Here is a 7347-nt window from a genome sequence, read left to right as displayed (position 1 = left end):
TCTACGCCGCTCTGGAAACTGACGCCATGGCCGCGTAACTAACCGAAATCAGCCTCCGGCAAACCCGGCGCGGTTCATTCGCGTTCCAGTCGATGCGGCATTCACATGCTCGACCAAGTCTACCGAGGAGATCACCGACAGGACAAACTCACGCCAGATGTCGCTCTTGGCCTCAATGACAAGAATATCTGTCGAGCAAATTCCATTGATGGGAACAAGTCCGACCTTGTGGAAATAGGGACGAAGCTTGCCGAAAAGAAACTGACCTGTCTGCATCACAGACTTTGTGCTCCCGACGTCATCAGCGACTCCCCAATCGCTGATGGCGATGGACCGGCGCGGAATGTGCTCCAGTCCGATGTACGGTGTGTCGGCGGCAATGAGCCTTGGGTCAGCTCCTTGTCGTGAGTTTCTCGCCAAGTCGCCCAAGACACCCGAGATCCAACCCTCCGGCAGCCCGTCGTCTCCGAAACTGTTGGGGAAGAGGGCGGCGGTGGCGGGGTCCATATGGGCGGGAGCACGGCCTTCGAGCTTGGCCCAGACCGGGTCGAAATCTACGAACCAAGACCGATAGAGCGCCCGCGCCATCTCCTCCAGCGTCACCGCCGTCTTGCGGTTCACCTCGATCTTGTCATCCAGCGCCCCAAGAATCGCCGCGATTTCGCGTTGCTCGTCAATCGGCGCCAAGGGAATCAGCATTTCACGCAGAGATTTTTGACTAATTCCCGCAACTGTACTTCCCGTTGCGCGCGCATGGAGGCGCTCTTGGATGGGAGCGGACAACAAGAGATACTTGAGAAAACCATTGTCCAATAGATCTCGCTTCCCTCTCAGGGTCACGACCCTCTGGCCCAAAGCATACTTTGCGGTCGTTGCATTCAGGCGAGCCACTTCCCCCAACGGGCCTTCGGTCGTCATCACCACGTCACCAATGCTTGGAAGCCCCCGACGCATCCACTCGTGATAGTAGTCCGGTGCAATCATCTGCTCAATTGGACCGATAATTCGACCATCCTTGACGACCTTTGCAGAGATCACTGGGATTCCGGCTTCGGACTTCATCGGAGACTTTCCCCGATAGTCAATTAGAGCGTCCAGAGCTTCCTCCAACGGAACTTCAGACCAACCGTTCATCCCAACACCCCCAGCCGCGCCTCGATCTCGGCCTCCAACCGCCGCCCCTCGGCGAACTGTTCCCTGAGTGTTGCCATCAGGCGCTCGAACTTCTCCTCGAAAGGCTCGTCGTCCTCCTCGGCTGCGCCCGCGCCGACATAGCGGCCGGGGGTCAGGACGAAGTTGTGCTGCTCAATATCAGCCAAGCTGGCCGACTTGCAGAACCCCGGCTCGTCCTTATAAGCATCCTCGCCCAGTTCGCCCCGCCAGGCGTGATAGGCACGCGCGATCTTTGCGATCTCGTCACCGGAAAGCTGCTTCTGCTTGCGGCTGCCCGGGATCAGCGCGCCCATCTTGCGCGCGTCGATAAACAGCACCTCATGCCGGCGATCCCGTAGCTTGCGCCCGGCCGCCTGACCATTCGACTTGTCCTTCGCCAGGATCCACAGGCAGGCTGGAATGCCTGTGCCGAAGAATAGCTGCCCCGGCAGCGCCACCATGGCATCCACGGCGCCGCGCTGGACCATCGCCTTGCGGATATCGCCCTCACCGGACTGCATCGATGACATGGACCCGTTCGCCATGACCACCCCGGCGATCCCGTTCGCCGATAGGTGGTGGTGGATGTGGGACATCCAGGCGAAGTTGGCGTTCCCGACCGGGGGTGCGCCGAACTTCCACCGCTGGTCCTCGCGCAGCTGGTCGCCGTCCCAATCCGAGATATTGAACGGCGGGTTGGCAAGGATGAAGTCGAACCGCTCGTCCGGAAAGGCGTCGCGTTTCAGCGTGCCTTCCTGGTTCCAGCGGATCTCGCCCAGGATGCCGCGGATCGCCAGGTTCATGCGCGCCAGGCGGAAGGTGGTGTGGTTGCGTTCCTGCCCATAGACGGCAATGTCGCCGACCCGGCCCTGATGCGCCTCGATGAACTTCTCGGACTGGACGAAGAATCCGCCGGTGCCGCAGCACGGGTCGTAGACGCGGCCGGTGGTCGGCTCCAGCATCTCGACCAGGATCGAGACGACCGATTTCGGGGTGTAGAACTCGCCGCCGCGCTTGCCCTCGGATGAGGCGAACTCACCGATGAAGTATTCGTAGATGCGGCCGATCAGGTCGAAGTCGGCGCTGGTGCCCTTCATCTCGAAGTTGGTAAAGAGCTCGATCAGCCCGGACACGATCGACCGGTCAAGATTGGCGCGGCCGTAGACCTTGGGCAGGGCGTCCTGCAGCGTCGGGTTGGCCTTCTCGATCTCGCGCATCGCGTCGTCGATCTGAACGCCGATGTCGTGCGCCTTGGCGTTGGCGGCAAGGCCGTTCCAGCGCGCCTTCTCCGGCACCCAGAACACGCTTTCAGCTTGGTATTCTTCGGGGTCCTCAAGGTCGATCAGATCGTTCTTAGTGAATTCGATCCGCTTTGCCTCGAAAGCAGCCGAGACATAGCGCAGGAAAAGCAGGCCCAAGGCCACATGCTTGTATTCGCCCGGGTCCATGGCGCCGCGCATTTTATCGGCGGCTGCAAATAGTGTCTTCTCGATGCTCACAATGAGCTCCCTTCAATCGTGAATTGCATTATGGACGATCAAATCCGATGAGGCCACGCATTTCGTGCGTTTTCCACAGCTTCGCGCAAAGCTCTAATCTGCGCATAGAGATTTTGCCGTGCCCAGAACGCTTCCTCGACCTGCGATTGATCCGACAGTGAGGGAACGGGAATCTTCAACGCCTTCACGTCCTTGATTGACAGAGTCTGAACTGCGGTTCCGGTCGCCAGAGATTTGATGTAGTCCCTCATCACGTCGCTGGACAGGAACTCGAAAAGGGTCACAGGCTTCAATTGGACGCCTTTCCGGAGTCGAAGAGCAACCAGAGATTGACCGGGCACCCAGATCTCTCCGGAAGCCGCGGCTGGCGCATCCTCCGGAACCAGTCCGACGGCCCCGATCGTTCCTTTTACGGCGAGGACCACGTCGCCTGGTGCAAGGCGCTGGTCTACCGCCTTGGAAAGCCCTCCTTGCCCAAGCTTCGAAGCTCTCGAGGGCTGCACCACGAAACCACTCTCATCGATCTCGGCAGCCGCCGCCTCGCGTGCAACGAACTCCCCATCTTCGTCCTTGAGAAGCGGCGCCGGACGAATGATCTCCGCAAGGTCGGACAAAGCGAATGTCTCCATTCCCGCACAGAGCTTCGAGACCTCATCTTCCGTGTCGGCTGCGAAGAAACGGTCGGGAGTAAGCACGCCGCCTCGTTCTTCGATCTCAGAAATGGAGACATCGCGAGCCCAGGCTTCGCCCGCGACAGTTGCTGCATCGACAGCTTCAACCCACGACGCCTCCGGACGCACTTCATACCGCCCGCGCTCCCGGGCGTTCGAAAAGTGAGGATCTTGCAGATCAACGAACCTGATTGGTGACAGGGAGGCGGTTCCTCCGTGTTGGTCGTCCAGGATCAGTAGATTGGACGTGATCGATGTTCCTTCGAAGGCCATGCCACTGGGAATTCGCAGAACAGAACGAAGTCGACCGGAGAAGAGCAGGTCTCCTCGAGCCGTCTTCTCCACCCCTACGTTTCGGAAAAGCGTTCCGGGCGCTACCAGCACAGCTTGGCGACGAGCCTTGTTCTCAAGTGCGTCTTCGAGTGCCAGGACTTCGGCTGTGACACGGGCCTTGGCCTTGTCCAACCCAAGCCGTCGCAGGATCTGTTGCGGAACATCATGCAGGTCTTGGTAAAGCATATTGAACGGAGGCATGCTCAACTCGAAATCTGCCGGAGGCCCATCTTCTCGCAGGAACGGATCCTGCTCGATGATTTTGACATTCAGATCAAACACCATACTCATAAGATTCATCAATTCGGCCTCGAACTGATGCTTTGAGACGAAGCGGACCTTCTTGCCATCGCGCGCCAACGAAATAAGCACCGCAGGTAGCGTCGACGGACCAAAGGAGCAGCGCACATCACGCGCTCCCTTTGCGAACTCAGCAATTTTTTGCGCGGATTCGAGTCGCACCCAAAGGTCGAAACCTCTCGATGCACTTTGGGCAATGAGCTTGTCCAATAATTCCAAAATTTGAATCTCGGACATCTCAACGATTGGAGCAACAATCCTGGATAGCTCCTTTACACTTTCCGAAAAACCAGGGCGAAATCGCTGCTGCGAAAATATCGGGATTGCTTCACGATCTGTCCCAGTTCTTTGATGCGCCAATTCTGCGAGTACCCAAAGATGATACTCATTTGGATGAACGTATGCTCGAAACCTGTCAAAGTCCGCGAAGAACCTATCCAAGACGGTCATTCTATTTTTCCTCAGCTCAGTTGCTGATTTGATCGATTGCAATCGCACCGAAACGCGCTTGCCGCGCGAGGCTTCTGGAGTAGCTATCCGCCCGAAATGCCGTGATGGCAGTATCACCATCCAGTGCAACCACGACACCTCCCTTCTGGGCGGCCTCCATGAGGAGCTTCCGGCGGCGGTTCAGCTCAGCCAGCTCGTTGTCGATCTGGTTGCGGCCAAGAACGTAACGGTCGCCATCAAGCTCTCCGCACTCGATCGCAAGTTCCACCAGTTGCCTGCGGATACCGCGCTGGTTCATCCGAACGTCCATGTGGTGAGTGATGTGCATGCCGACCTCCATCTCTGAAGGCCAATATGGCGACCTGATATAAAAAATCAAGCCTGACTTTCTGCATTCAACCAGTAAACGATCCGCTCGTTAAGCTCGCTTCGGGACCTTGAACGGGCGCCTCATAACCTCCTGAACGAACGCGGGCCCTCCGAAGAGGGCCCGTTGGTCGTTTTCCGCCCATTTCATGCCGTTTCCCGGCAAAATGGACAATTTATCTGAACCGCGAGAAGGCTACCCCCGCCCCTTCAGGCGCATTTCGAATGGCCGCAGTCGGCGCAGGTCATGCAGCCCTCGATCATCTTCATCGCATGGCTGCCGCAGGACGGGCAGGCCGGGCCGCGCGGGCGTTCGCCCACCTGCATCACCTGCGCCTGCGGGTCGGCCTTGAGCCCAAGGCCCTCACCGGCGATGAAGCCGATGGCGATCAGGTGGCGCTCGATCACGCCGCCGATGGCCGCGAGGATCGAGGGGATATAGCGCCCCTCCATCCACGCCCCCCCGCGCGGGTCGAACACGGCCTTCAGTTCCTCCACCACGAAGGAAATGTCGCCCCCCCGGCGGAACACGGCCGAGATCATCCGCGTCAGCGCCACCGTCCAGGCGTAATGCTCCATGTTCTTGGAGTTGATGAAGACCTCGAACGGCCGCCGGTGCCCGGCGATGACGATATCGTTGACGGTGATGTAGAGCGCATGTTCGCTGTCGGGCCATTTCAGCTTGTAGGTCGCGCCCTCCAGCGCCGCCGGCCGGTCCAGCGGGTCGGACAGATAGACCACCTCGCCCCCCGTCTGCGCAGGCGCGACCGGCTGCGCCTTGTCGGCGGTATCGGCGCTTTCGGCCACGGTCAGCACCGATCCCGTCACCTCGTTCGGCCGGTAGGTCGTGCAGCCCTTGCAGCCCGAATCCCAGGCGGCCATGTACACGTCCTTGAACGCCTCGAACGAAATGTCCTCCGGGCAGTTGATGGTCTTGGAAATCGAACTGTCCACCCATTTCTGCGCCGCCGCCTGCATCCGCACATGATCGAGCGGCGCGAGGGTCTGGGCATCGACGAACCAGTCCGGCAGGGGCGCATCGCCCTTGAGGTCGCGCCAGAGCCGCACGGCATGGTCCACCACCTCTTCCTCGGTGCGCGATCCGTCGGGTTGCAGCACCTTGCGGGTATAGGCATAGGCGAAGACCGGCTCGATCCCCGACGACACGTTGCCCGCGTAAAGGCTGATCGTGCCGGTGGGGGCGACGCTGGTCAGGTGGCTGTTGCGGATGCCATGGGCGCGGATCGCCGCGCGCACATCCGCATCCATGTGGCGCATGTTGCCCGAGGACAGGAAGCCCTCGGCGTCGAACAGCGGGAAGGGGCCCTTTTCCTTCGCCAGATCCACCGAGGCCAGATAGGCCGCCCGCGCGATCGCCTTCATCCACGCCTCGGTCTGCGCCACCGCGGCGTCGGAGCCATAGCGCAGGCCCAGCATCAGCAGCGCATCGGCCAGCCCCGTGACGCCAAGGCCGATGCGGCGCTTGTTGCGCGCCTCTTCGGCCTGCTGCGGCAGGGGGAAGCGGCTGGCGTCCACCACATTGTCCATCATCCGCACCGCCACGCGCACCAGATCGTCCAGCGCCGCCGGGTCGAGCGTGGCGGCAGGCGTGAACGGGTCGCGCACCAGCCGCGCGAGGTTGACCGAGCCCAGAAGGCAGGCCCCATAGGGCGGCAGGGGCTGTTCGCCGCAGGGATTGGTGGCGGCGATGGTTTCCACATAGTTCAGGTTGTTGGCGGCGTTGATGCGGTCGATGAAGATGACGCCCGGTTCGGCATAGTCGTAGGTGGACCGCATGATCCGGTTCCACAGGTCGCGCGCCGCGACGGTCTTGTAGACCCGCCCGTCGAACACCAGTTCCCACGGCCCGTCCGCCTTGACCGCCGCCATGAAGGCATCCGTGACCAGCACCGACAGGTTGAACATCCGCAGCCGGGCCGGATCCTGCTTGGCGGCGATGAAGGCCTCGATATCGGGGTGGTCGCAGCGCATGGTGGCCATCATCGCGCCGCGGCGGCTGCCCGCCGACATGATCGTGCGGCACATCGCGTCCCAGACATCCATGAACGACAGCGGGCCGGAGGCATCTGCCGCCACCCCCTTCACCTCTGCCCCGCGCGGGCGGATGGTGGAAAAGTCGTAGCCGATGCCGCCGCCCTGCTGCATGGTCAGCGCGGCTTCCTTCAGCATCTCGAAGATGCCCGCCATGCTGTCGGGGATCGTGCCCATGACGAAACAGTTGAACAGCGTCACCGTGCGCCCCGTACCCGCGCCCGCGATGATGCGCCCGGCGGGAAGGTAACGGAAATCCTCCAGCGCGTGGTAGAAGCGGTCCTCCCACGCCGCCGGATCGGCCTCGACCGCGGCGAGCGCGCGGGCGATGCGGCGCCAGGTATCCTCGACCGTGCCGTCGACCGGGCCGCCATCGGCATCCTTCAGGCGGTACTTCATATCCCAGATCTGTTCGGCGATCGGGGCGGCGAAACGGCTCATGTCTCTCGTCCTGCATTCGTGGGATGGGGGCCCGGCCGCTGCGGCCCGGGGCGTTTACCATAGGCCCCCCGCCGGGCGCGGGC

At 61.3% G+C, this 7347-nt stretch carries 5 protein-coding genes; all 5 read right to left on the bottom strand.

The window, feature by feature from the left end:
- Positions 1–48 precede the first annotated feature (48 nt).
- Positions 49–1062 carry a restriction endonuclease subunit S gene (locus tag RGD00_RS05925; protein WP_310456373.1) on the bottom strand — a complete coding sequence of 338 codons (1014 nt, stop codon included), beginning with the start codon at positions 1060–1062 and terminating at the stop codon, positions 49–51.
- 68 nt (positions 1063–1130) lie between these two features.
- Entirely contained in the window at positions 1131–2651 is a 1521-nt protein-coding gene (locus tag RGD00_RS05920; protein ID WP_310456372.1) for a type I restriction-modification system subunit M, read from the bottom strand.
- A 38-nt stretch (positions 2652–2689) separates the two neighbouring features.
- Complete coding sequence (locus tag RGD00_RS05915; protein WP_310456371.1) at positions 2690–4405, bottom strand: type I restriction-modification system subunit M/S; 1716 nt, start codon at positions 4403–4405, stop codon at positions 2690–2692.
- A gap of 16 nt (positions 4406–4421) precedes the next feature.
- Positions 4422–4733 (bottom strand): DUF4258 domain-containing protein, encoded by a 312-nt coding sequence (locus RGD00_RS05910; RefSeq protein ID WP_310456370.1) that lies wholly within the window; start codon positions 4731–4733, stop codon positions 4422–4424.
- Between the two features lie 248 nt (positions 4734–4981).
- The gene (locus tag RGD00_RS05905; RefSeq protein WP_310456369.1) at positions 4982–7264 is read right to left on the bottom strand and encodes an adenosylcobalamin-dependent ribonucleoside-diphosphate reductase; all 2283 of its coding nucleotides are present in this window, start codon (positions 7262–7264) and stop codon (positions 4982–4984) included.
- Between the last annotated feature and the right edge of the window lie 83 nt (positions 7265–7347).

It is taken from the genome of Ruixingdingia sedimenti (assembly GCF_031432425.1).
GTDB classification, from domain to species: Bacteria; Pseudomonadota; Alphaproteobacteria; order Rhodobacterales; family Rhodobacteraceae; genus Ruixingdingia; species Ruixingdingia sedimenti.
Note: the sequence above shows the minus strand (reverse complement) of the source record. Positions and strands in the feature narration are given on the sequence as shown.

Coding starts and splice junctions, on each gene's coding strand:
- RGD00_RS05925 (WP_310456373.1), bottom strand. CDS start 1,062: ATGAAGTCCGAAGCCGGAATCCCAGTGATCTCTGCAAAGGTCGTCAAG.
- RGD00_RS05915 (WP_310456371.1), bottom strand. CDS start 4,405: ATGACCGTCTTGGATAGGTTCTTCGCGGACTTTGACAGGTTTCGAGCA.
- RGD00_RS05910 (WP_310456370.1), bottom strand. CDS start 4,733: ATGCACATCACTCACCACATGGACGTTCGGATGAACCAGCGCGGTATC.
- RGD00_RS05905 (WP_310456369.1), bottom strand. CDS start 7,264: ATGAGCCGTTTCGCCGCCCCGATCGCCGAACAGATCTGGGATATGAAG.